Below are 23,853 nucleotides of genomic sequence, written 5' to 3' on the forward strand. Positions count from 1 at the left end.
TATGAAAGTCAGAGTCAAACAAGCCTTCAATGACTGGCAAGCAAAAGTGAGACGGCATGAAAATGATGTCTTTGAGATGACAGACGAGCGCTTCAACGAATTGTCACACAATCTCAAAAGTGAGTTCTCAGTCGATATCGCAGAGGTTGTCGAGATCATTGATGAAACCGAAATCCAAGGAGACGAGACGACTCCTTACGATTAGGAGGTCTTATGGAACTTGAAAAACTAAAATCATTGACGGGCGAGAGTGACGAAACAGTCCTCTCGTCTTTACTTTTAAGGGCTGAAAACATCATTTTATCTGAGACGAACCGAGAGAAGCTGACGCCAGCGCTCAAAAGACTACTACCTGAACTTGTAATTGAGCTATACAACCGCTCAGGAAGCGAAGGAGAGCAGTCTAGGAGTGAGGGCGGCATATCTGTCACCTATGGCGATAACGGGCTGTCTACGGGCATTTTACAGCGCATTCGGATGCATCGATTAGCGAGGGTGGCAGGTCATGTTTTTGAAAAAGAGTAGACTGAAGCCGTATAACCTCAAACGGTTCAAGAAAATCGTGACAAACGAGGGAGTCGCTAAAGAGGGATATTCGGACGAGATTGAAGAAGTACGACTTGAATTGTGGCCAGCGACTAGCAAGCTACAATCTGAAATCTATGGCGACCGTGTCAATGATATCCTGAATGCGAATGCGAGCAAGAGTGCAGACATCAACGTGAAAGACGGTGTCTGTATCGATAGCAAGACAGAGGTCACGCATCGGGTTATCTCGAAGAAAGTATACAGTCATCATCAAGTTTTGGAGTTGGAACGTGTCAGATTTAATCGGGGCAGATAGCTTAATCGCTAAGTGCCGTAAACTCTACGGAGCGAGGACTAATGAGTTTGTAGGACAAGCAGTCTTGCATGCTGCTAAAACAGTCGTACAAGCAGATGCTAAACTTAGAGCGCCCGCAAATGAGGGGGAATTGAGAAATAGCATTAGAGTGCGATTAAAAGTAAACGGCAACAAGATATCGGGCGAAGTCTTCACGAACTCAGACCATGGCGCCTATGTCGAACTTGGAACGGGTCCGAAAGGACAAGAGAATCATTCTGGTATATCTCCAGAAGTAAGCGTGTCTTATCGATCTAGTCCTTGGTATGTGCATGAGGACCAAATCAATGTAGGGCCTTACCACTTTGCGAAAAGAGGGGAATTCTACAAGATGTATGGTCAGCCTGCACAACCTTACTTGTATCCTGCTTTGAGAGATAACCATGACCATGTGTCAAGTAATATCTCAAAATACGTTAGTAGAAAGATAAGAGAACAGATAAAATGATTAATATTAAGCCTGTAATTTACAAAGAATTGCAAAAGGTTGCAGATAATGTGACTGATACTTATCCAAGCGACTGGGAGAATGTTCCAGTCGTCATTTTTTTGGAAGAACAGAATAAGCCGGGTGAATGGTTCGACGACCAAGAGAAGAAGTCGCATATTCGCTATAAGGTGGATATTTTCGACAAAGATAGCACAAGCAATTTAGCAGTCAAAATCAATGAAATCTTCGCATCTTTAGGGTTGCGAAGAACAGATTGTCAGGATGTACCTGACCCGTCGCATTTGCGTCACAAGTTGATGCGCTTCGAGGGAATCGTGGACCTTAATTCAGAATTGGTTTATCAGTATAGAATGGAGAATTAATACATGTTAGCAAACGGAATTACGCTTTCTTATGGAACAGCTAAAGGAACTTACACAAAACTTGCAGGACTTAAGGAAGTCCCTGAATTCGGTATTGAACCTGAAAAGGTTGAGAATACCACCCTTGAAGATAAGGTTAAAAAATATGAATTCGGTATTGGCGATGCTGGAGAATTGGAATACAAATTCGCTTACAAGAACGACGGGGTAAATGCTCCTTATCGTGTTTTACGTAAAGCAGCAGACGACAAGACAAAACTCTTCTTTGAACAAAAATACCCAGACAACACCAAGGTTCAATTTGAAGGTCAAGTGTCTGTCAAACTTGGTGGTGGTGGTGTGAACTCTGTTATTGAGTTTACTCTTAAAATTGCATTGCAGTCTGAACTTGAATTCACAGACGGAATTGGAGGTTAATAGATGGCTCTACCATACGCAACTTGGAAAGTTAGTGAGGATAAGGAATTGAAACTCCGCCTCACATCTTTGCAAGCAACGAAAGTTGAAGAAAAAATCGGAGCAAATTTGCTCAAGGTATTCATGCCTGCTGAAGGCGAAGCTTTTGCTTTGCCACCCCTAAAAGTCATGTTACTGTTGACCCATGGAGCACTTCAAAAGTTTGAGCATGGACTCTCATTTGAAGATGTATCTGACCTATACGATGACTACGTCGATAACGGTGGGGATCAGGCAGCATTTATGGCAGACGTCATCTTGCCAATGCTTCAAGTGTCGGGTTTTATGCCACGGGAGAAGGAAGGCAAGAAGAAAACTCCCAAGAAATCCGAAGCCAAAATGGAAGTAGTCAAATAGAAGAGACTACGGTTACATCAGTAAAAGAAATGGTCGAGAGGTTATACCCAATGTTTTTGGACATTGGGGGCAAGCCTCTCGATTTTTGGGATTTGACGGTACTTGAAATCAGAGACATGATTGAAAGCTATAATCGTGTCATGATTCAAAAGCAAAAAGAAAAAATCATTGAATCTTACAGACTTTCGCAGATGATAGCAAATAACGTGTCCATGTTGCTTTCAAAAGATGCCAAACCACTTGAAGTATGGGATTATGCTCCTGAGCTTTTTGAAAAAGAACGAGAGCAAGTGGAGCAAGCGAGATTGGCTCAAGAGTTGAATTTGCATAAGGAACGTATGCGCATGTTTGCTGAAAGTCACAACCGAAAATTAAAAATGAAAGGAGAATAGATGGGAGTTACACTTGACGAGCTCAAGGTAATGATTGACGCTGAAATCGCACCTTTCAAGAACAAGATGAAAGAAGTCGAGAACAAGGTCAAAGACGCCTCTAACAAAGTACAGTCATCCACCGACAAAATCAAGGCACAGTCAGGATCCATGCTTGGCGTTTTTGGCAAGTTAGCCAAATTCGCTGGATTTGCGTATCTTGGCAAGAAGTTACTTGATGTCGGCATGTACTCAACGCAGATGGCTCTTGAAGTTACAGCATCGATTAACCAAATCAAGCGTCAGATGGGCGAGAGCTCGCAGACATTCTTAAAATGGGTCAGCGATAACGCAAACGCTATGAACATGGGCGTTGGTGAAGCGACAAAATACGGAGCGGTGTATTCAAACCTATTTTCTGGCTTTATCAAGGATTCTAACAAGCTGAGCGCATACACTGCCAAAATGCTTCAGACATCGGCAGTAGTCGCAGAGGGTTCAGGACGTAGTATCACAGACGTAATGGAGCGGATTCGCTCAGGTTTGCTAGGAAATACAGAAGCGATTGAAGATTTAGGAATCAACGTCAATGTGGCGATGATCCAATCCACAGAAGCGTTTAAACGCTTTGCGAATGGACAAAGCTGGGATCAACTTGACTATCAGACCCAACAACAAATTCGTCTCATGGCTATTCTAGAGCAAGCGACTGCTAAGTATGGCACGACCTTGTCACAGTCCGTCAACGGACGCATTAGCTTGTTTAAATCGCTATTGAAAGATGCTGCCTTAAACGTAGGTAACGCCTTCTTGCCGATTATCAATGCTATCATGCCAGTCTTGAACTCGTTCGCTATGGTCTTGAAGAACGTGACGGCTAAGCTTGCTGAGTTTATCGCTTTAATGTTTAACAAGAAAGCTACTGTAAAAGACGGCGGTGTAGCTGGTGCAGTAAATGACATGAATGGTTCATTACAAGATGCAGCAGGTGGTGCAGGAGACCTAGCAGATGCTATGGATGATGCAGATGATTCTTCTGGCGGTTTAGCTGACAACCTTGGAGATTCAGCTAAAAATGCGAAAAAAGCAGTCAAAGAATTGCTTGGACTAGCTGGTTTTGACGAAATCACGCTCTTGAACAAGAAGGACGATTCGGACGACGGAGGCTCTGGAGGTTCTGGTGGCGGTGGAGGCAAAGGCAAGAAAGGAAAAGGCGGAAGCGGACCTTTTAAAGACATCTTGCCAGAAGTTGCCTTAACTGACATGGATAACCAATTCAAGAGCATTTTCGACGGTCTTGGAGATAAGCTAAAAGGTTTAACAGACCTCTTCAAAAAAGGCTTCACTGCTGCATTCAGAGCCGAGGGTCTAGAACGTATCAAGAATGCTTTAAGTCGAATTAAGAAGACACTTGAAGAAATTGGAAGTGATCCACGAGTAGTCAATGCTTTTAATGTCATGACCGAAAAAATCGCTTATGCACTAGGGCAGATTGTTGGATCTATTGCAACAATTGGAGTCGGTATCGGTGTCTTTCTCGCTGAAAGCATCGCAAACGGCTTAGGTCGTCAAAAAGAACGTATTATTCGCTCACTTGTGGCGGAGTTTGAGAATACAGGCATAATGTTTGCATCTGCTGGAAACATCGCTCAGGCATTTGCAGACGGCTTCTATGACGTCATAACATCGACTGGCGCCATTCGCATTGGAAGTTCGATTGTGTCGTCTATTTTAGCGATTCGTTCAAGCATTGTAGAGATTAGCTACAAATTCGGCGGTGACCTTATGCAAGGAATCGAGCGAATTGTCACAGACAATATGCCTGGTATCGCTGATGCACTTTCAAATGCTCTATCTGCCATTGTTCCTGTTTTTGAGAGTGCAGAACAAGCAATCAATGATATGTCTGACTCAATCAGTCATGTGTATGATAATTACATTCGTCCATCGATTGAATCATCAACGAAAGCTATATCAGGCATTATTGGCTTGTTTGTAAAAGGTTGGAATAATTACATCCAACCAATTATCGAAAAACTCGGTCAAGGTTTCTCGGACACAATCGGCAAACACATATCGCCAACGATCCAGAAGATTTTGGAGATGGTCGCAAGTTTCCAAGAAATGTCACAAGTCATTAACGCTTATGTAGGTCCTGTGATTGGTTTTATCGTTGAGCAATTGACGAGAGTTCTAGCTCCAACTCTTGAATATATCGGAGAAGTCTTCCGAATCTTATTCAATACGGTTGCTGATATATTCGGAGGTATAGCGGACTTTCTTAAAGGTGTATTTGATATCATCACTGGCATTCTTACGAGTGATATGAGCAAGATTTTCGACGGTTTCACTGAAACGGGCGATGCTATCATGAACATCCTATCAACGCTTCTCACAGCTTTGTTAGATTTAACAGTAGCGGTTTTGAAAGTTATCTGGGATACGATTGTAGCAATCTTCCAAGGAATTTGGGATGGGATTGTGGCTATCTTCACACCGATTGGCGAATGGTTCGCAGAACGTTGGAACGACATTACAGCTGTTTTAGCTGACGTGGCTAAATGGTTTGGGGATATGTTCCAGAAAGCTTGGAATGTATTGACAAACATATTCTCTTCAATCGGCACTTGGTTCGGCGAACGCTGGAATGACGTGACTGCTGCACTTGCTAATGTTGCAACGTGGTTCGGGAATATCTTCAGGACTGCATTTGAAGCGGTCAAGAACGCATTCAGCACGATTGGTAGTTTCTTCTCTGGCGTTTGGAACACGGTTAAGAGTATCTTCGTAAATGCTGGTCAAATGGTTGGTAGTGCAGTAGGTGGAGCCTTCAGGAGCGCAGTTAATGCGGTTCTTGGAACGATTGAAAATGTAGTCAACGGCTTCATCGGAATGATTAATGGCGTTATTGGCATGATTAACAAAATCCCTGGCGTATCTCTCAGCGGTATCGGCTATGTAAGCCTTCCTCGATTAGCTCGTGGTGGTATCGTTGACAGTCCGACAGTAGCCATGATTGGTGAAGCGGGTAAAGAGGTCGTTATGCCTCTTGAAAACACTGGATTCTTGCAGACTATGGGTCGCATCGTAGGTGGTGCGGTTGTTAACGCTCTAGGTGGTGGTTTACCACAATCTGGAGGCTTTAGCGGTAGTGGTGACATCGTCATCATGATTGGCGGTCACGAGTTCGGTCGTGTAGCTATCCAAGAAATAAATCGAGAACAAGAACGTGCAGGACAAGTCTTGCTTAACATTTAGGGGGAGGTAAAATGGCACGCTTAATTATCAACGGGGTGGCTGTTAAGCCTCCCAAATCTTTTCAAGTCGGTATCCAAGATATTGACGGAGAGACTGGTCGAAATGCTAACGGTGATATGGTGCGTGACCGTATCACGACCAAGCGAAAATTAGATTGCGAATGGGGCATGCTGACTCAAGATGAAATGAGTCAGCTTTTAAATGCCGTAGCGCCTGAGTTCTTCGAGGTATCTTATCCAGATCCATTACATGGTCAAACAACTAAAACGTTTTACGTTGGAGACAGAACGGCTCCGAGCTACTCGTTTACTGAGAAGCTCAAACCGTGGTCGGGCGCTAAATTTAATCTGATAGAAAGGTAGGCAGAACATGGATATATTCAGACGTAAGAAATTTGATGAAGCGATGTTCGCTAAGAACCGTACTCTTGCTATCAGAGTAGGGCAGTATCAGTCGAGCGATATCAAAGAGGCTAGCTTCGATTATGGCTACATCAAGGGTGATACATACAAGCCCGGTGGAACATGCGCAGGCAGTGCTAAAATCGTCTTTACGAGCATCATTACCACTTTCAATAAACTAGACAAGATTTACCCTGAAATCGGCCTTTTGGTAGATGGGACTTACGAATGGGTCAAAATGGGTGAATACTTCATCAATGATATTGAAATTGACCGCAACCGTAAAACGACCAAGCTCGACATTATGGACGGAATGTTCAAACTCAATCGTGAACATATCACAGATTTGACTTATCCAGCAGAAATCAGACAAGTGATTAAAGAAATCTGCTTAAAAACGGGTATCACACTAGCGAATGAAAACATGGATATTACATCCATGAATTATGTAATCGAGAATATCCCTAAAGAGAAAAAAATGACATTCAGAGACGTCTTGAGCCTAGCAACTCAAATGCTCGGGATGTCTTGTTTTTTCAATCGAGAGGGTAAACTCGAAATCAAGGAATTGACCGACTCAGGTATCACGATTACAGCAGACAGCTACTTTATGCACGGATTGACTAAGAGTGAAGTTCAATATCAGATTGCAGGGATAACTTGCAAAAAAGATAAAGAGGCACTTACGGTCGGAATGCGTACGGGTCGCTCGTTAGAATTGGATAATCTGTTCATGTCTCAAGTGGTTTTGGATAATCTCTATCACAAAATCAAGGATATTCGCTATTATCCGTTTAATTTGAATTACCAGGGGCACCTCTTGCTTAACGTGGGTGAATGGGTGACTATCAAGACCAACACCGGCGAAACCTTTAAAACGCCCGTATTGAGTCAGTCATTCACGTTTAAGGGTGGGCTTCGTGGTCGTATCAGCGCAGACAGTAAAGCCGGCAATGATGCGCAGTATTCATACGCAGGAACGCTCACGAAGAAGATTGTGCAATTCAGCGAATTCGAGGCTCAAATCCAAAACCAAATTGAAGAAGCAGATAAAGGATTTGACCAAAAGGTCGCAAAAATCAAAAAAGATTTTAGTGATCAAGTCGAACTTGCTAAGGCAAAAACTGAAGAGGTCAAACGTCAAATCGCTGACGAAATCGACAAGAAGTTTCAGTCATTTGATAATGCTTCAATCCAAGAAGCCAGACAAAAAGCCGAAGAAGCTTTGAAAAACGCTGGCGCAAGCAGCTTACTCGCTCAGGAAGCCAAGCGGATTGCTCTAGACTCTACCGCCAAGTTTGAAGAGTTTAAGAGACAGTCTACGAGCGCTCAGACGGCTCTGTCGGGTGATTTGGACGCTCTGAAGCGAACAGTCACAAGTGAGGTCAATCAAGCTTCAGAATATCGCAGAACGACCACAGAAGCTCTTAGTCGCATGACTGGACAGATGAATGGATTTGCGACGAAATCAGAGGTCAAGCAAGGCATTGATGGATTGACTCAGACCTTCGCCAAAATGAAGGTCGGTGGGCGGAATTACATTAGACATTATGATTTTGATGGTCTATTACCTTTGAGCGACTCTTTTCCTACTTGGAATTACGAAAGATTAGCAGATCCTGCATCTAAAAGTGGATATATGTTAAAGGCAACATGTACTCAAGTTGGTAATGGTGGATTTCATAAGGTCTTTTTCGATTTGAGAGCTGATGAATTTCAAGGCAAAGACATGACTTGGTCTTGGGATATGAAATCTAGTCGACCAATTACCTTCTATGATATGGGATTTGAGGCAGGCGGATTAAAGAAAAATGTGCCGATCTCAACAGAATGGACGAGAATTACCAACACCTTCAAAGTAGCATTTAAGCAATACTATTCATGTGTATTCTATGCGAACGGATGGGAAGTTGGTGACGTAGTTTATATTCGTGATCCCCAGTTAGAGGAAGGAACCGTTGCTACTACACCACGACCAGCGCCAGAAGATGGTAAGGATGAAATTCTAGCTGTTAGAACTGAATTCAAGCAGACTGCCGACGGTCTATCTGCTAAGATGGCAGCAGTCGAAAGCTATGTAGCTCAAGACGGCCAGAGACAGGAAGCCTTGAGAAGATACTCTCGTGAAGAGAGCGCTAAGCAAGCGACTGCTGTTCGTGAGTTAGTCACCAGGGATTATGTAGGCAAGGCAACCTATCAAGAAGATGTGAGAGCTATTGAACGCAAATTCGAAGCTATTACCAACCAAAAAAATGGCACGATAGCGACCCAGATTGCCAAATACAAAAATGCAGTAGATGGCCGGTTCGCAGATATCACTTCACTGATTGCTGGTAAGGCTAGTCAAGCCGACTTCCAAAGAGTCAAGGAGACTAGTCAGCTTTACGAGCGCATTTTGGGCAATACTAATAATAGCATCGCAGACAATATCGCTCGCATGACCTTGACTAACCAATTGTTTCAGGTTGAAGTTGGGAAGGTTATGAGAGGCGGACGAAATTATATCAGAAATGGTCAATTCAAGAACGGTTCAAAAAACTGGCTTGAATATCAGTCTGTTGATTTTGGCTTGTACTTCAATTACCAACATTCGCAAGACCCCAATAACCGCAATCGTCCAGGTGCTCATTTTTTCCACGACTCACAAAATGTCGCGGATTTCTTTGGTTTACAACAGGCTTTTGCTTTTGAAGGCGTTCGAGGGGAAAAGGTGAGTGTATCCCTGCTTGTCTCAAAAGACGGTGATGATACATACAGTGGTCTGAGAGTCGCATTGCACTATATTAAAAACAAAAACATTGTTGGACAAGAGTGGCAAGGGATTCAGAGCGAGCAAATAACTTCGAAGTACAAGCGTTTCACATTTACGTTCACATTATCAGATGATGTCGATCAGCTGAATCTGATGTTGTTTGGCGAGAAAGGAAAGACTATCAATCTCTATGTGACAGATGTTCAGCTTGAGAGAGGTTATGTTGCGACGGATTACAAAGAAGCACTCGAAGATACAGACGAAGCCATTCGCTCGGTTCAAAGCCAACTGGCTGGCTCGTGGGCAGTTCAAAATCTGACAAGCGCTGGATCTATCGTTTCGCAAATCAATGCGACCAACAATCAGATCTTGATTGAAGCTGAGAAGATTCGTCTTAAGGGTAAGACCTTGCTTGACGAACTGACAGCTATTCAAGGTTACTTCAAGCGGTTATTTGTGGGTGAAGGTAATTTCGCTAAGCTGAACGCTGAAATTATCGGTTCAAGGACCATCACAGCTGATAAGTTGATTATGGACCAAGCCATGGCTCGGATGTTCGTTTCAAGCGATATCTTCACGGACACGCTTGCTGCTAAAGAGGCCTTCATCAACAAGCTAAGGTCAGTAGTAGTATCTGCGACCTTGCTCGAAGGTTACAAAGGTAAGATTGGTGGATTCCAGATTGGTACACATGAGAAAGACTCCTCTGTATACTGGATTACTGGACAAAACCAGTTCGCAGTTGGGATGAGCAATGGTTCTGGAGATTGGAGTCAGACGGCTCTTTGGGTGAATTGGGGAAATGATTGGGGAAGGCCAAGCGATACAGCATGGTTCGTTAAGCATACAGGTCAAATGTTTTGCTACAATCGAGCGCATTTTTGGAATGATCCTACAGTATACGGAGATTTAATTGTTACAGGAAATATAAAATACTATCCAGAGGGTAAAATTCTTGGTGGTGCACATGCGTATTGGCTTTATTCCGGATCCTATAAAAAAGTGGATTCATCAAACGGCTACATGTATTTTTATGCAAAAGGAGACAACTATTATGACTGGATCCCGATGAATAAAGAAATCTCAGACCGTCGTTACAAGCACAATATCGAAGATAGTAGAGTCTCAGGTCTCGATGTAGTCGAAAGTCTGAAGACGTACAGCTATCGCAAAGAGTACGATGGAAAAATAGAAGATATCGCTTGCGGTATTATGGCGCAAGATGTCCAGAAATATGCTCCTGAAGCCTTTTATGAGAATCCTGACGGTGCATACTCTTATCGAACGTTTGAACTTGTGCCTTATTTAATCAAGGCCATTCAAGAACTCAATCAAAAAATAGAAAAATTGGAGAAAACAGCATGAACGAACAAAACCAACAAATCAGCAGTCTAGCGATTAAGTCGCTAGGCGAAAAAATTAGCAAAGAGGCTACTCAATCGGCAACGCTCGAAGCCCTCTATACAATAACTGCGATGGAGCTCGAGCAGATGAAGCAAATCATCGAATCGGATGAAGAGCTTAAGGCAAAATTTGAAGAAGTGAAAGGAAAAATGACAAATGGCAATCAGTAATTATGAACTAGCAAGCAAGCCTTATACGCGAGGTTTGGGCAACAAGACTGTGACGGTCGTTGAAGTCAAGCTTGCCGATGGCACCCGTTACAGTACGAACATGCGTGAGCTTGCAGGAGACCGCACAAATGATCAAGAGGACGTCTTGATTCAGGCCGTGATGGATATTATTAAGGCTGAACTAGATCCAGGTAGTGCCATCGTGAGGGCCCAAGCTGAGATTGAACAAGCGGTTCAATCTTTGGCAAAAGCTAAGACTGATCTCTCAGCGAACAAAGAGAACATCGATAGCGTATCAGCAATTACTGAAGTCCTCATTGCGCTTGCGATTGGCCAGAATGGGGGCATGCCAACGAATACTTATGAAAAGGTTGCGCAGTTCATCAAGCCGCTCGTGAAAGACCGTCGTTATGCGAACGGTGATATCGTATCAATGCCTTATCCGTTTGACACGAATCCGAAATGGCCGAAGGGAACACTTACCATCCTAAATTTCCAGATGCAACCGTCTGAGGGCTACACTTGGAAAGAGCAACCTCTTGCCGAAATGCTACAGAAGGGCATTCTGACGGTTGTTATGCCACGAATTGAGTAGAGGGAGGTTGTATGCCGATTGAAGAAGCTGAAAAAATCGCTCAAAGCCAGGTTGCTTGGGCGATTTTGTTTATCCTACTCTTCTTTATCATCATTCGATATCTTATCAAGACCTCGGACAAGCGAGAAAAGAAGATCATGGATCTGCATGAGCAATCAAAAGCCGACTCTAACAGACGAGAAGAGCGTTTGATGACTCATCTTGAAAAGACAACGACAGAATTAACCACAATTACACACACGGTCGGAGACATTCAGAAAGAAATGGTCCGCATGAACGACCGCATGGAAGAAATCGAAAAAGGAGAATAACACATGCAACAAATCAATGAAATTATCGCAAATGGAGCAATCAGCATTCTTGTCATTTTGGCTGGCATCGCAGTCAAATCAATTAAAGATTTTCTCGTCAAAAAAGGTGGAGAAAAGACAATTAAGATTGTTGAAATCCTTGCTAAAAATGCGGTCAACGCTGTTGAGCAGGTAGCAGCCGAAACTGGCTATAAAGGTGAAGAAAAGCTGGAGCAGGCTCGTGATAAAATCCGTGCTGAGTTGACCAAATATAACATCAGCATGACTGACCGCGATCTTGATACATTCGTCGAGTCAGCGGTTAAGCAGATGAACGATGTCTGGAAAGGAGACAAAGAAAATGTCTGAAAAACAAGATATGATTAACGACCTCATGGCTCACGCTGATGCTGGGACTGGTGTTGATTACGACGGAATGTATGGTTATCAATGTGCAGATGTGACGTGCTATGGTATCTATGAGTATTTCGGTATTCGGCTGTGGGGCAACGCTATCGACTTGCTACGGTCTGCAGAATCAGCAGGCTTGCAGGTCGTATATGGTGCTCAATATCCAAAGGCTGGCTGGTTCTTTGTTAAGAATTTTGTGGCAGGCGATGGAGTGAACTATGGTCATACTGGTCTTGTATATGAGGACTCAGACGGTTCTACAATCAAGACGATTGAGCAAAATATCGATGGCAATTGGGATTATCTCGAAGTTGGTGGGCCTTGTCGCTACAATGAGCGTTCTGTTGATTCTATTGTTGGCTATATCGTGCCTCCTGAAGAAGATGAATCAGGCTGGCAGCATGACGACACTGGCTGGTGGTGGCGTCGCAAAGATGGCTCATATCCAACCGCTAAATTTGAGGCAGTAGATGGCAATTGGTTCTACTTCAACGAAAACGGCTATATGTATGCTAACCAATGGCTACATCATACTGACGGCTATTGGTATTGGTTCGATAAGGACGGGTACATGGCTCATAGCGGATGGAAAAAAATCAATGGCAAGTGGTACTATTTCAATGCAGACGGTGCTATGCAGACTGGCTGGGTTAAATACTACGAGAAATGGTATTACCTCAATTCAGAAAATGGGGACATGGTATCAAACGCATTCGTGCCTTACAACGGCGGATACTACCTCATGCTTGAAGATGGCCGGTTGGCTGAAAAAGAAAGTTTCAACATTGAGCCAGACGGCTTAATCACAACTAAATAATTTTTTTAAATAGAAAGGAAAATTTCTAAAATATTGTTCGAATTGTAACCGCAGGCAATAGCTTGCGGTTTTTTGTTTGCTCTTTTGAAAAAATCGTAGTATAATGAATACGAGTTATATTTTAGTTCTCGAACAGTGAGAATAAGGTTTAACCGAACACAACCTTTTTAGAAGGTGGCGCCCGATTCGGGCGCATTTTTTTGTTTAGAAAAATATTTTTAAAAAATTTTAAAAAAGTTAAGGAAAAGTGTTGACAATATATAACAAATGTTATATACTATACTTGTAAGATAAATAAAACAAAAAACGGAGGACCTTACAATGAAAAACGGACACATGATTCTTGGACAACGCTGGACAAACGAGATCCGCAACGAAGCTGGAACATCAACTAAAATGTTCAACTTATCTAAAAAAATTGTTGAATTTCCTGATAATAACTTGCAAGAAATTCACAGCGCACTTTACGGCTTGTTGCGCGCAGGATATGACATCAGCAATATGCGTGATGTGGAAGAACTTGCTAAATATGTTGACGTGAAGAAATCACACGGGAAATTGTTTGATGTTACAAGAGATGATATCGAATTATATCACAGACTTTTCGTAGCGAGATTTGGCAAATAACAATAAAAATACCCCCTCAAAAAATGAGGGGGTTTGTAAGATAAACAAGGCGGCAGAGTGACCGCCTAGAAAGAGTATAACATGAAAGTAGATACAAAGCAAATCGAGTGGCTATTGGAAAATGCCAGTGGATACCAGATCTCAAAAATGAGCGGTGTTGCCCAACCAACAATTTCAGCTCTAGTAAAAGGAAAAAGGAAAGTCGAGAATCTCACAATAGAGACTGGTCACAAATTAACTGAACTTGCGAACCAAATGCAAAAAACGTCTTAAAAAGCCAATTTCAAGGCTTTTTTATTTTCTCTGAAAGTACTTTCTAAAATAAAAAAACTTTAAATTTCTTTGTGTTTTCTATTGACAATATATAACAAATGTTATATACTATACTTGTAAGATAAATAAAACAAAAAGAGGAAACAAAGATGAAAAAAGTAACTTATGACAAATCAGGAATCATGGAAGAAGCTTGGAACTTGTTTAACAACGACGACATCACACTTGCAGACTTTGAATATTTTGGATGGATGGAATGGAAAAGTGAAAAAACATTTGCTATTTGCTTGAAAGAAGCGTGGGGCCGTGAAAAAGAAGTTGTTGAACGTGTTAACCAAAAATTTGAAAATGCTGAAACATCTGAAGAAGTCAAAGCGTGGGATTGGGCCTGCAAGAAATTGGGTGTTGCGTTTGAAATGGACGCTTACACAAAAATGACAAATGTTGAAGGCATGGAAAAAGAAGCTTGGCCAGGAACTAGCGTGTGGTCACTAGCTATGCGTGCGGTAAAATTGCACATGGAAGTAGCAGCATAAAGAGTAAGACATGGTAAAAGATGATTTAACAAACCAACATTTCGGTCGTCTGACCGTTCTTGGTGACGTTGGAAAAAGAACTGGACGAGGAAGAATCCTCTGGCATTGTCTTTGTGAATGTGGACGAGTTACTTTTGTTCGAGGAGATCACCTGAAAAATGGAGAAATCAGTTCTTGTGGGTGCTTTAACGAAGAGAAAAACCATAAGCGATTCAAGGATTTGACGAATGCTGAAACAGATAATTTCAAGGTTATCGATAGAGCATACTCGAAAAATCAACGTGTATACTGGAATTGCATTTGTAAACATTGCGGGAATCACATCGAATTACACAGCAATCAGATAGAGCGATATTTTAGTTGCGGATGCAAGCACAATCGTAGTTCAAAAGAGCGAATGGCTGAAATCAGCGATCCTGAATCATTAAAGACGAACAGACCAACCGCAAAAAGTACGACTGGAATTCGAGGTGTCTACTACAACAAGCGAAAAAAGAGATATGTTGCTTATATCAATGTTGACAAGAAACCAAAATATTTAGGCAGTAGCGTAGATTTGAAAGAAGCAGCAGACATCAGACGCAAAGCTGAAATCGAATACGGATATAAACAAAAACAGTGATTTTTTTCACTGTTTTTTATTTTTTCTACGAATAGATAAGTAGGAGGAAGAAAACATGAACATTTTAAATATTAAACTTGCGAGCATAGAGCAGACAGATTTAGGTTTTGAACATTGGGTAGACGTGACTTACACTGTCCCAATTTTGAAAAATAAGTACACGGTAAAGATGTTGCTATTTATGGAATGCAAGATAGAGGACCAGGAAGTGATTGAGTACCTTGTATCAACCTGGAAGTATCGAGATCTCGTGCTACATTCTGTAAGGATGTATGAGATGGAGAGAATCGACTACAAATAATACTCCGCCCCAAATTCGCCCCAAAAGTTTTTCAAAGTTATCCGTATTTATCCGAAGAAAAAAATAAAAAAGCCCGATTTTACGGGCTTTTCATTCGGTTAATTCCTGTTAATTCAGGTACTGAAAGGCGGTAGACGGATTTGAACCGACGATCAAGCTTTTGCAGAGCCGTGCCTTACCACTTGGCTATACCGCCTCAACGTTTATTATTATACCTTGAAAATCATTTCCCGTCAATAGTTTCTTAATTGAAAATTCAATTTAGAAGATAGCCCTTTTTGACTGGGTAGAAAAATAGAGAGAGGGAGGCTGAAAATCAGGCTTTATGGGCATTAAGTTTGCCTGATGCCTCGATAGATAGCAAACAAAGAATAAAGAAATTTGACAAATGAAAGTTTTTGGTGGATACACGCCTAAATATTCTGAAAATTCGTTTACTTTTTAGAAGATATATGTTATAATCTTCAATAAGCCTAAATTTTTCAAGAGGAGTTAAAAACATGAAAAAAAGTAGAGTATTGGTTGCAGCAGGAGTTGCCTTATTAGCGACTGGTGTACTAGCTGCTTGCGGTTCTTCAAAATCATCTGATTCAACAGCGCCAAAAAATTATGGTTATGTTTATTCAGCTGACCCAGAAACATTGGATTACCTCATTTCAGGGAAACAAAGTACCAAAATTGCCACCTCAAATGGTATTGATGGTCTCTTTACAAATGACAAATATGGGAATCTGACTCCTGCGGTTGCAGAAGACTGGTCAGTCTCAAAAGATGGTTTGACTTATACCTACAAGATTCGTAAAGGTGTCAAATGGATGACATCTGATGGAGAAGAATATGCTGAAGTTACGGCTAAAGATTTCGTAAATGGTTTGAAACACGCAGCTGATAACAAATCAGAAGCACTTTACCTAGCAGAAACTTCTGTTAAAGGTTTGTCTGATTATTTGGCAGGTAATACAAAAGACTTTTCTTCAGTAGGTGTGAAGGCAGTTGATGATTATACTCTTGAGTATACTTTGAATAAGCCAGAACCATACTGGAACTCTAAGATGGCTTACTCAATCTTCTGGCCATTGAACGAAGATTTTGAAAAATCAAAAGGATCAGATTTTGCCAAAGCAACAGATCCTACGTCATTGCTTTATAATGGACCGTTCTTGCTAAAAGGTTTGACTACTAAATCTTCTATCGAATTCGCTAAGAATGAACAATACTGGGATAAGGATAACGTTCATCTTGATAAAGTTACCCTTGCTTTTTATGATGGCTCAGACCAAGAGTCCATTGAGCGTAACTTTACAAGTGGAGCCTATAGTTATGCTCGCCTTTACCCAACAAGTTCAAACTATTCTAAAGTAGAAGAGACATACAAGGAAAATATCTTCTACACTCCATCAGGGCCAGGGATTGCTGGTTTGGGTGTGAATATTGATCGTCAAGGTTACAAATACACTTCTAAGACAACGGATGAAGAGAAGACTTCTACTAAGAAAGCCCTTCTTAACAAAGACTTCCGTCAGGCCTTGAACTTTGCCTTTGACCGTACTTCTTACTCAGCACAAATCAATGGTAAAGAAGGGGCTCCCCTTGCAGTTCGTAACCTCTTTGTGAAACCAGGGTTTGTCTCTGCAGGTGAAAAAACTTTCGGTGACTTGGTAACTGATAAGATGGCTGCTTATGGTGATGAATGGAAGAATGTAAACTTTGCTGATGGTCAAGATGGACTCTTCAACTCCGACAAAGCCAAAGCTGAATTTGCGAAAGCCAAAACTGCATTGGAAGCAGAAGGTGCGAAATTCCCTATCCACTTGGATATTCCAGTAGACCAAACTGCTAAGAGCTATATCGCTCGTATTCAATCCTTTAAACAATCAGTTGAAAAAGTACTTGGTGAAGATAATGTAGTGATTGATATCCAACAAGTTTCTAAAGATGAGTTGAACAATATCACCTACTATGCAGCAAGCGCTGCGGCAGAAGATTGGGATCTCTCAGGAGCAGTTGCATGGAGTCCAGACTACGAAGATCCATCAACTTACCTTGATATCTTGAAGACAACGAATGCTGAACAAACAAAAACATACATGGGTTACGAAGGTGCAGATAATGCTGCAGCAGCTCAAGTTGGTTTGAAAGAATACGATAAGTTAGTTGATGAAGCTGCTAAAGAAACTGACGATTTGAACGCTCGTTATGAAAAATACGCAGCAGCTCAAGCTTGGTTGACAGATAGCTCTCTCTTCCTTCCTGCTATGTCATCTAGTGGAGCAGCGCCATTCATTTCTCGTGTAGTACCATTCTCTGCGTCATACAGTCAATCTGGAGATAAGGGTTCAGATGTATACTTCAAGTATATTCAGTTGCAAGACAAGGTAGTAACCAAAGCTGACTATGAACAAGCTCGTGAGAAATGGCTCAAAGAGAAAAAAGAATCAAACGAAAAAGTTCAAAAAGAATTGACAAATCACGTTAAATAAATAACTCTCAAGAGAACTTTCTCTCCATGAGGAGAAGGTTCTTTTGGGATTTTAAAAGGAAACGATATGAAAAAATATATTTTTATGCGTGTCTTGCGCTCATTGTTGTCTATTTTCTTGGTGACAACCTTGACCTACACGATTATCTATACGATGGTTCCTCGGAAACTGATTTTCAAGCAGGATACCAACTACAACAAGATTGCAACGACTCCAGATAAGCGGGATAATTATGAGAATACCGTTTATGAACGTATGGGCTATATCGAGTATTACGATACCAAGGAGTTGCAAGAAAAAGCTAGCTCAATGGACTCATCTGTAACAGTAGATGCCAATGACACCAATAAGGCAATCTACGAAAAATACATCAACCAACTCGGTAATGGTTGGACGTTAGGTGTCTTTTCAGAGAGTGGTCAGTTCTATGCTACGCGTGAAATTCCAATTTTTGAACGTGTTTTCAAATTCTATGCGAACTTACTTGATATTGATCATACAAACAAGATTCAAGATCCTGAAAATCCAAACTTGGAACGTTATCTTCGTTTTGAAAATGACCCTGCTATCGGTTGGTCATTGGTTGGTTCAGGTACCAAACATAAATACCTTTTGTATTTCAACAATCAATTCCCATTTGTACACCAAAACTTTGTGAACATTAACTTGGGTGACTCTTACCCAACTTATGCGAACACGCCAGTGCTTCAAGTTATCACACAAGGTCAAGGACAAACTAAGACATCAGAAGTTCAATTCCCTACTGGTAAAAAGACTTCGTCTGTAGATATTTACTCTCGTACCTACAAATCTCCAAGTCAAGCAGATGCGCGTGAAATAGCTAACTATGGTAAGGACGATCCATATACAGCTACAGAAAGTAACTACCAATATCCATCTATGATTGCAAGCTCAGCTGTTGCTGGTTTAATTGGTTTGATTATTTCTTATGCTATTGCGATTCCTCTTGGATCTGCTATGGCTCGCCACAAGAATACTTGGATTGACAGCTTCTCAACAGGTGCTCTAACCTTCTTGCTTGCCCTTCCAACGATTGCCTTGGTTTATATCGTGCGTTTGATTGGCTCATCTATTGGTCTTCCAGACTCATTCCCTATCCTAGGTGCTGGAGATTGGCGTTCCTATGTCTTGCCAGCAGTCATTCTAGGTTTGCTGGGAGCACCAAGTACAGCAATCTGGATTCGTCGTTATATGATTGACTTGCAATCTCAGGACTTCGTTCGTTTTGCTCGTGCAAAAGGTTTATCTGAAAAAGAAATCTCAAATAAACACGTCTTTAAAAATGCCATGGTTCCTTTGGTTTCAGGTATTCCAGGTGCCGTAATCGGGGTTATTGGTGGTGCAACATTGACAGAAACAGTCTTCGCCTTCCCAGGTATGGGTAAAATGTTGATTGACTCTGTTAAGGCATCAAATAACTCAATGGTAGTTGGTCTCGTCTTCATCTTTACATGTATTTCTATCTTCTCACTCTTTGTAGGAGATATCTGGATGACCATGCTTGACCCACGTATTAAATTGACAGAGAAAGGAGGCAAATAATGTCAACAATTGATAAAGAAAAATTTCAGTTCGTAAAACGTGATGATTTTGCCTCTGAAACGATTGATGCTCCTGCCTATTCATACTGGGGCTCTGTATTTAGACAGTTTTTAAAGAAAAAATCAACAGTCATTATGTTGGGAATATTGGTAGCTATTATTTTGATGAGTTTTATCTATCCGATGTTTTCAGATTTTGACTTTAACGATGTAAGTAAGGTGAATGACTTTAGCGCTCGTTTTATTAAGCCCAATGCCGAACACTGGTTTGGTACGGATAGCAATGGTAAATCCTTGTTTGATGGAGTTTGGTTTGGTGCGCGTAATTCTATCCTCATTTCTGTCATTGCCACTTTTATCAACCTTGTGATCGGGGTGATTGTTGGTGGAATTTGGGGGATTTCCAAATCTGTTGACCGCGTCATGATGGAAGTTTATAATATTATTTCAAACATTCCATCTCTCTTGATTGTTATCGTCTTGACTTACTCAATTGGTGCTGGTTTCTGGAATTTGATCTTCGCTATGAGTGTGACGACTTGGATCGGTATTGCTTATTCAATTCGTATTCAAATCATGCGTTACCGTGACTTGGAATACAACCTTGCTTCTCAAACACTTGGAACACCAACCTTTAAGATTATCGTGAAAAACATCATGCCACAATTGGTATCTGTTATTGTTTCTACGATGACCTTGATGTTGCCAAGCTTTATCTCTTATGAGGCATTCCTTTCTTTCTTTGGATTGGGATTGCCTGTAACAGTGCCAAGTTTGGGACGTTTGATCTCAGATTACTCACAAAACGTTACGACCAACGCGTACTTGTTCTGGATTCCATTGACAACCTTGATTTTGGTATCCCTATCTCTATTCGTTGTTGGTCAGAACTTAGCGGATGCTAGTGATCCACGTACACATAGATAGGAGTAGACATGACAAAAGAAAGTAATGTAATTTTGACTGCTCGCGATATCGTCGTGGAATTTGACGTTCGTGACAAAGTTCTGACGGCTATCCGAGGCGTTTCTCTAGAACTGATTGAAGGAGAAGTTCTTGCCTTGGTAGGTGAATCTGGTTCTGGTAAATCTGTATTAACAAAAACCTTTACAGGGATGTTAGAAGATAATGGACGCATTGCCCAAGGAAGCATCGACTATCGTGGACAAGACTTGACAGCCTTGACTTCGAACAAAGAATGGGAGAAAATCCGTGGTGCTAAAATTGCGACCATATTCCAAGACCCAATGACAAGTTTGGACCCAATCAATACAATCGGTAGTCAAATCACAGAAGTTATCGTTAAACACCAAGGGAAAACAGCTAAGGAAGCCAAAGAAATGGCAATCGACTATATGAACAAGGTCGGAATTCCAGACGCTGAAAAACGTTTTGACGAGTATCCTTTCCAATATTCTGGAGGGATGCGCCAACGTATCGTTATTGCGATTGCCCTTGCGTGTCGTCCAGATATTTTGATCTGTGACGAACCAACGACGGCTCTTGATGTAACCATTCAAGCGCAAATCATTGATTTGCTTAAAACTTTGCAAAATGAGTACCACTTCACCATTATCTTTATCACCCATGACCTTGGTGTGGTAGCAAGTATTGCCGATAAGGTAGCGGTTATGTATGCTGGTGAAATTGTAGAATATGGAACGGTTGAGGAAGTCTTCTATGATCCACGTCATCCATACACTTGGAGTCTCTTGTCTAGCTTGCCTCAGCTTGCTGATGATAAAGGGGAATTGTACTCTATCCCAGGAACACCACCGTCTCTTTATACGGAGTTGAAAGGTGATGCCTTTGCCCTTCGTTCAGATTATGCGATGCAAATTGACTTTGAACAGAAAGCACCTCAGTTTTCAGTCACTGATACTCACTGGGCTAAGACTTGGTTGCTTCATGAGAATGCTCCTAAGGTTGAAAAACCAGAAATCATCGCAGATTTACATGATAAAATTCGTGATAAAATGGGCTTTGCTCATCTAGAAGACTAGGAGGAAGGAAATGTCTGAAAAATTAGTAGAAATTAAAGATTTAGAAATTTCCTTTGGTGAAGGAAGTAAGAAGTTTGTTGCCGTTAAAAATGCTAACTTCTTTATCAACAAGGGAGAAACTTTCTCTCTCGTTGGTGAATCTGGTAGTGGGAAAACGACGATTGGTCGTGCCATTATTGGTTTGAATAATACCAGTAAAGGTGAGATCATCTTTGACGGTCATAAGATCAATGGGAAAAAATCTCATAAGGAATCTTCAGAGTTGATCCGCCGTATCCAGATGATTTTCCAAGACCCTGCAGCCAGTTTAAATGAACGTGCGACAGTTGACTATATCATCTCTGAAGGTCTTTACAACTACCACTTGTTCAAAGATGAAGAAGAGCGAAAAGAAAAAGTTCAAAAGATGATTCATGAAGTTGGTCTTTTGAAAGAGCACTTGACCCGTTACCCACACGAGTTTTCTGGTGGTCAACGTCAACGTATTGGGATTGCCCGTGCTCTTGTGATGGAACCTGATTTCGTTATTGCGGATGAGCCAATTTCAGCCTTGGACGTGTCTGTTCGTGCGCAAGTCTTGAACTTGCTCAAGAAGTTTCAAAAAGAATTGGGCTTGACCTATCTCTTTATCGCGCATGACTTGTCAGTTGTTCGCTTTATCTCAGATCGTATCGCAGTTATCTATAAGGGTGTTATCGTTGAAGTAGCGGAGACAGAGGAGTTGTTTAACAATCCGGTTCATCCGTACACTCAAGCGCTTCTGTCTGCTGTACCGATTCCAGATCCAATCTTGGAACGTAAGAAGGTCTTGAAAGTCTATGACCCTAGCCAACATGACTATGAGACAGACAAACCATCTATGGTGGAAATTCGTCCAGGTCACTATGTTTGGGCTAATCAAGCGGAAGTTGCTCGCTACAAAGAAGCACTTAAAAAATAAACAGATTAGGAGAGGACCGAAAGGTCTTCTCATTTTTAATAGAAAAACTCCCCTTTCACTAGCTTGTAAAAGGGGAGTTGTATTATCATTAGCGTTTAGACCAAGTTCGTTTCATAAAGAGAAGCAAAATGGGATAAATCTCTAGACGACCTGCAATCATTGCAAATGAGAGAAGGATTTTAGAGATGGGACTAAAGATAGCAAAACTAGAAGTTGTACCTAGAATAGGTCCGATGTTATTGAAACAACTGAAGACAGCACTGGTAACAACTAGAAAATCATTGCTATCTAGACTGACAATGAAGATAAGTGACAGTAAAATCATCACATAAATGACAAAATATTTTAGGACCTTGTGCTGAGTATCCTTATCAATCACAGTTTTATTGACATGTAGAGTCAATACGCGATGAGGAGATAAGATGGACAAGATCTGATTTTTTGCAATTTTTGAAAGGATGAGCCCTCTGATAACTTTGAGTCCACCTGCGGTTGATCCAGCAGAGCCGCCGATTCCCATGAGGAAGAGGAGGATAAATTGGGAGAAGAGGGGCCAGTTGGTAATATCTCCATAACCAAAACCAGTTGTTGTGATGATATTGGACACCTGGAAGAGGGCCATTTCAAAGCTCTTAGAGACACCTTGGTAGAGATGGAGCGTATTGAGAGTAATTAAGCCGGTAGAAACTAGGACAATGATTATATACGTGCGAAGTTCTTCATCACCAAAGAAAGCCTTAACCCGACGGAGCATGAGGTAGTAGTAGAGATTGAAGTTAATCCCAAAAACCAGAACTCCGATACTGACGAGATAGGTGATGAGTGAGCTGCCGTAGTGGGCAATCCCGTCGTTATAGACGGTGAAGCCTCCGGTTCCTGCCGTTCCCATAGCGATGACAAAGCTGTCAAATAGGGGCATACCAGCTAGATAGTAGATGACAACAAAGAGGGAGAAGAGCCCTAAATAAAGCAGATAGAGGATCTGGGCAGTATTTTTCAGTTTGGATACAACCTTGCCAAAGACAGGCCCAGGGACCTCAGCCTTCATCACCTCTAAGTGACTATTCTTGGCATTGTCCATAATGGCAAGCGCGAAGACGAGTACCCCCATCCCTCCAATCAAGTGAGTAAAACTTCGCCAGAAGAGGAGGGAACGGCTGAGAACTGAGACATCTGTCAGAATGGTCGCTCCTGTAGTTGTAAAACCAGAACTGATTTCAAAGAAGGCATCGATGACGCTTGGGATTTGTCCTGAAAAGACAAAGGGAAGTGCTCCAAAGAAAGACCATAGAATCCAACAGAGGGCGACGATTAAGACTCCCTCCTTGGTATAAATTCGCTGATTTTTGGGTTTCCGTAAAATTCCTAAGCTACCAAGAAGTATTAAAATTCCAATTGTTGTAAAGAGAGCTGTAAATACTTGCCTGGATTCTTGATAATAGGTTGCTACGCTAACGGGCACTAGGAGGAGAACCGCCTCAATCAAGAGAAGTTTTGAGAGGAGGTAACGAATCATACTTTTATTCATCTT

At 41.6% G+C, this 23,853-nt stretch carries 27 protein-coding genes and 1 tRNA gene; 26 read left to right on the plus strand and 2 right to left on the minus strand.

Annotated features, from left to right (window positions below; all coding sequences use genetic code 11):
- The first annotated feature begins 1 nt into the window (after position 1).
- The 21 genes from ACVX3R_RS01405 to ACVX3R_RS01505 all read left to right on the plus strand — a co-directional run bounded on the left by ACVX3R_RS01405 (position 2) and on the right by ACVX3R_RS01505 (position 15,337).
- Positions 2-205 (plus strand): hypothetical protein, encoded by a 204-nt coding sequence (locus tag ACVX3R_RS01405; RefSeq protein ID WP_458795198.1) that lies wholly within the window; start codon positions 2-4, stop codon positions 203-205.
- A gap of 8 nt (positions 206-213) precedes the next feature.
- Positions 214-525, plus strand: coding sequence for a phage head-tail connector protein (locus ACVX3R_RS01410; RefSeq protein WP_458795199.1), 312 nt, complete (start codon positions 214-216; stop codon positions 523-525).
- Positions 506-844 (plus strand): hypothetical protein, encoded by a 339-nt coding sequence (locus ACVX3R_RS01415; RefSeq protein WP_458795200.1) that lies wholly within the window; start codon positions 506-508, stop codon positions 842-844. The genes ACVX3R_RS01410 and ACVX3R_RS01415 overlap by 20 nt, the downstream gene beginning before the upstream one ends.
- Complete coding sequence (locus tag ACVX3R_RS01420; protein WP_458795201.1) at positions 819-1,331, plus strand: HK97-gp10 family putative phage morphogenesis protein; 513 nt, start codon at positions 819-821, stop codon at positions 1,329-1,331. The genes ACVX3R_RS01415 and ACVX3R_RS01420 overlap by 26 nt, the downstream gene beginning before the upstream one ends.
- On the plus strand, positions 1,328-1,696 hold the full coding sequence (locus ACVX3R_RS01425; RefSeq protein WP_458795202.1) for a hypothetical protein: 369 nt from the start codon (positions 1,328-1,330) through the stop codon (positions 1,694-1,696). Before ACVX3R_RS01420 ends, ACVX3R_RS01425 begins: the two co-directional genes overlap by 4 nt.
- Positions 1,697-1,699: 3 nt before the next feature.
- Complete coding sequence (locus tag ACVX3R_RS01430; protein WP_458795203.1) at positions 1,700-2,113, plus strand: phage tail tube protein; 414 nt, start codon at positions 1,700-1,702, stop codon at positions 2,111-2,113.
- A 3-nt stretch (positions 2,114-2,116) separates the two neighbouring features.
- Complete coding sequence (locus ACVX3R_RS01435) at positions 2,117-2,509, plus strand: DUF6096 family protein (protein ID WP_458795204.1); 393 nt, start codon at positions 2,117-2,119, stop codon at positions 2,507-2,509.
- 50 nt (positions 2,510-2,559) lie between these two features.
- Positions 2,560-2,901: a hypothetical protein gene (locus ACVX3R_RS01440; RefSeq protein ID WP_458795205.1), complete on the plus strand. Its 342-nt coding sequence runs from the start codon at positions 2,560-2,562 to the stop codon at positions 2,899-2,901.
- Complete coding sequence (locus tag ACVX3R_RS01445) at positions 2,902-6,138, plus strand: hypothetical protein (protein ID WP_458795206.1); 3,237 nt, start codon at positions 2,902-2,904, stop codon at positions 6,136-6,138.
- A gap of 11 nt (positions 6,139-6,149) precedes the next feature.
- Complete coding sequence (locus tag ACVX3R_RS01450; RefSeq protein ID WP_458795207.1) at positions 6,150-6,500, plus strand: DUF6711 family protein; 351 nt, start codon at positions 6,150-6,152, stop codon at positions 6,498-6,500.
- A gap of 7 nt (positions 6,501-6,507) precedes the next feature.
- A complete protein-coding gene (locus ACVX3R_RS01455) occupies positions 6,508-10,656 on the plus strand; it encodes a tail fiber domain-containing protein (RefSeq protein ID WP_458795208.1) in 4,149 nt (1,382 codons plus the stop codon).
- Complete coding sequence (locus ACVX3R_RS01460; protein ID WP_458795209.1) at positions 10,653-10,865, plus strand: hypothetical protein; 213 nt, start codon at positions 10,653-10,655, stop codon at positions 10,863-10,865. The genes ACVX3R_RS01455 and ACVX3R_RS01460 overlap by 4 nt, the downstream gene beginning before the upstream one ends.
- The gene (locus tag ACVX3R_RS01465; protein WP_458795210.1) at positions 10,852-11,460 is read left to right on the plus strand and encodes a hypothetical protein; all 609 of its coding nucleotides are present in this window, start codon (positions 10,852-10,854) and stop codon (positions 11,458-11,460) included. The genes ACVX3R_RS01460 and ACVX3R_RS01465 overlap by 14 nt, the downstream gene beginning before the upstream one ends.
- Positions 11,461-11,471: 11 nt before the next feature.
- Positions 11,472-11,771 carry a hypothetical protein gene (locus ACVX3R_RS01470; RefSeq protein ID WP_001811580.1) on the plus strand — a complete coding sequence of 100 codons (300 nt, stop codon included), beginning with the start codon at positions 11,472-11,474 and terminating at the stop codon, positions 11,769-11,771.
- Between the two features lie 3 nt (positions 11,772-11,774).
- Positions 11,775-12,119 carry a phage holin gene (locus ACVX3R_RS01475; RefSeq protein ID WP_458795211.1) on the plus strand — a complete coding sequence of 115 codons (345 nt, stop codon included), beginning with the start codon at positions 11,775-11,777 and terminating at the stop codon, positions 12,117-12,119.
- Entirely contained in the window at positions 12,112-12,978 is an 867-nt protein-coding gene (locus tag ACVX3R_RS01480) for a CHAP domain-containing protein (RefSeq protein ID WP_458795212.1), read from the plus strand. Before ACVX3R_RS01475 ends, ACVX3R_RS01480 begins: the two co-directional genes overlap by 8 nt.
- A 321-nt stretch (positions 12,979-13,299) precedes the next feature.
- Complete coding sequence (locus ACVX3R_RS01485; RefSeq protein WP_458795213.1) at positions 13,300-13,605, plus strand: hypothetical protein; 306 nt, start codon at positions 13,300-13,302, stop codon at positions 13,603-13,605.
- Between the two features lie 81 nt (positions 13,606-13,686).
- Entirely contained in the window at positions 13,687-13,878 is a 192-nt protein-coding gene (locus ACVX3R_RS01490; protein WP_458795214.1) for an XRE family transcriptional regulator, read from the plus strand.
- Positions 13,879-14,027: 149 nt separating this feature from the next.
- Positions 14,028-14,414: an anti-CRISPR protein AcrIIA3 gene (acrIIA3, locus tag ACVX3R_RS01495; RefSeq protein ID WP_458795215.1), complete on the plus strand. Its 387-nt coding sequence runs from the start codon at positions 14,028-14,030 to the stop codon at positions 14,412-14,414.
- Positions 14,415-14,424: 10 nt separating this feature from the next.
- Positions 14,425-15,036 carry an AP2 domain-containing protein gene (locus ACVX3R_RS01500; protein ID WP_458795216.1) on the plus strand — a complete coding sequence of 204 codons (612 nt, stop codon included), beginning with the start codon at positions 14,425-14,427 and terminating at the stop codon, positions 15,034-15,036.
- A gap of 55 nt (positions 15,037-15,091) precedes the next feature.
- A complete protein-coding gene (locus ACVX3R_RS01505) occupies positions 15,092-15,337 on the plus strand; it encodes a DUF7720 family protein (protein ID WP_458795217.1) in 246 nt (81 codons plus the stop codon).
- Between the two features lie 125 nt (positions 15,338-15,462).
- Here ACVX3R_RS01505 and ACVX3R_RS01510 read toward each other — a convergent pair.
- Positions 15,463-15,533, minus strand: a tRNA-Cys gene (locus ACVX3R_RS01510).
- A 304-nt stretch (positions 15,534-15,837) separates the two neighbouring features.
- Here ACVX3R_RS01510 and ACVX3R_RS01515 point away from each other — a divergent pair.
- The 5 genes from ACVX3R_RS01515 to ACVX3R_RS01535 all read left to right on the plus strand — a co-directional run bounded on the left by ACVX3R_RS01515 (position 15,838) and on the right by ACVX3R_RS01535 (position 22,322).
- Positions 15,838-17,817 (plus strand): peptide ABC transporter substrate-binding protein, encoded by a 1,980-nt coding sequence (locus ACVX3R_RS01515; protein WP_458795218.1) that lies wholly within the window; start codon positions 15,838-15,840, stop codon positions 17,815-17,817.
- 66 nt (positions 17,818-17,883) lie between these two features.
- Positions 17,884-19,380 (plus strand): ABC transporter permease, encoded by a 1,497-nt coding sequence (locus ACVX3R_RS01520; RefSeq protein WP_247946724.1) that lies wholly within the window; start codon positions 17,884-17,886, stop codon positions 19,378-19,380.
- The gene (gene oppC / locus ACVX3R_RS01525; protein WP_000103693.1) at positions 19,380-20,306 is read left to right on the plus strand and encodes an oligopeptide ABC transporter permease OppC; all 927 of its coding nucleotides are present in this window, start codon (positions 19,380-19,382) and stop codon (positions 20,304-20,306) included. Before ACVX3R_RS01520 ends, oppC begins: the two co-directional genes overlap by 1 nt.
- A gap of 8 nt (positions 20,307-20,314) precedes the next feature.
- Complete coding sequence (locus ACVX3R_RS01530; RefSeq protein ID WP_000159803.1) at positions 20,315-21,382, plus strand: ABC transporter ATP-binding protein; 1,068 nt, start codon at positions 20,315-20,317, stop codon at positions 21,380-21,382.
- Between the two features lie 10 nt (positions 21,383-21,392).
- A complete protein-coding gene (locus ACVX3R_RS01535) occupies positions 21,393-22,322 on the plus strand; it encodes an ATP-binding cassette domain-containing protein (protein ID WP_001291314.1) in 930 nt (309 codons plus the stop codon).
- 88 nt (positions 22,323-22,410) lie between these two features.
- On the opposite strand, the gene ACVX3R_RS01540 is transcribed toward ACVX3R_RS01535, so the two are convergent.
- Complete coding sequence (locus tag ACVX3R_RS01540) at positions 22,411-23,850, minus strand: TrkH family potassium uptake protein (RefSeq protein WP_458795219.1); 1,440 nt, start codon at positions 23,848-23,850, stop codon at positions 22,411-22,413.
- Positions 23,851-23,853: the final 3 nt, after the last annotated feature.

Source organism: Streptococcus sp. 517s (genome assembly GCF_054445985.1).